Origin of the sequence: Nocardia aobensis NBRC 100429, from assembly GCF_000308375.1 — a bacterium.
Taxonomy (GTDB): Bacteria; Actinomycetota; Actinomycetes; order Mycobacteriales; family Mycobacteriaceae; genus Nocardia; species Nocardia aobensis.
On sequence record NZ_BAFQ01000227.1, the window covers coordinates 1 to 984 of the forward strand.

Genomic DNA, 984 nt, shown 5'->3' on the forward strand with positions numbered 1-984 from the left:
GCGGGCCCGGGCGGAATCCATCGGCGGCATGCTGGCCGCCGGCCCGCGCTCCGAAGGTGGCTTCCAGGTGTATGCGCGGTTACCGATCCACGTCGAGGAAGGAACCGTCGAGGCAGCCACCGCGACCGCCCTGCCGGGCGCGCGGAACTGAGCCGGCCGTCGTGTAAGACTAAGCGGCGATGCTCACCTATTTCCAAGCCATCGTGATCGGCGCGCTGCAGGGCGTCACCGAATTGTTCCCCATCTCCAGCCTGGGCCATTCCGTGCTGGTGCCGGCCTGGCTGGGCGGCAGCTGGGAGAAACTGGTCACCGAGGGCGACTCCGAGAACGGCACCCCGTACCTGGCCTTCGTGGTCGCCTTGCACGTGGCGACCGCGATCGCGCTGCTGGGCTATTACTGGCGGGATTGGCGCGACATCATCGTCGGCTTCGTGACCACGCTGCGCACCCGGCGCATCGAGACCTCGTCGCAGCGGCTGGCCTGGCTGATCGTGCTGGCGACCATCCCCGTGGGTGTGCTGGGGCTGCTGCTGGAACATCCGCTGCGCACGATGTTCGCGACGCCGATCTACGCGAGCATCTTCCTCACCCTCAACGGTGTGGTGCTGATCGTCGGCGAGGGCCTGCGGCGGCGCAACGCACCCTCGCTGGCCGAATACGGTCGCCGCTTCGCCGCGGACGAGGCCCGCGCCGACGCGCAGGCGCGTGGCGTGGCGCTCCAGGAGGATCTCGAGGTCCCCTCCGACGAGCGGCTGGCGGCGCTGTCGGTCAAGGATGCCCTCGGCATCGGCCTGGCCCAATCCGGTGCGCTGCTGGCCGGATTCAGCCGCTCCGGCCTGACGATGGTCGGTGGTCTGCTGCGCGGACTCGACCACGAGGACACCGCGAAATTCGCCTTCCTGCTCGCCACCCCGGTGATCCTGGCCGCCGGCGTGCTGAAACTGCCGGAACTGGCCGGTCCGGAGGCCGCCGGAATCCACGGTC

The 984-nt window shown here is 69.6% G+C and carries 1 protein-coding gene; it reads left to right on the forward strand.

What is annotated here, in order from left to right; translation table 11 throughout:
- Nucleotides 1-179: 179 nt before the first annotated feature.
- A partial coding sequence (locus RJ03_RS27340; RefSeq protein WP_036507537.1) for an undecaprenyl-diphosphate phosphatase occupies nucleotides 180-984 on the forward strand: 805 nt, incomplete at its 3' end.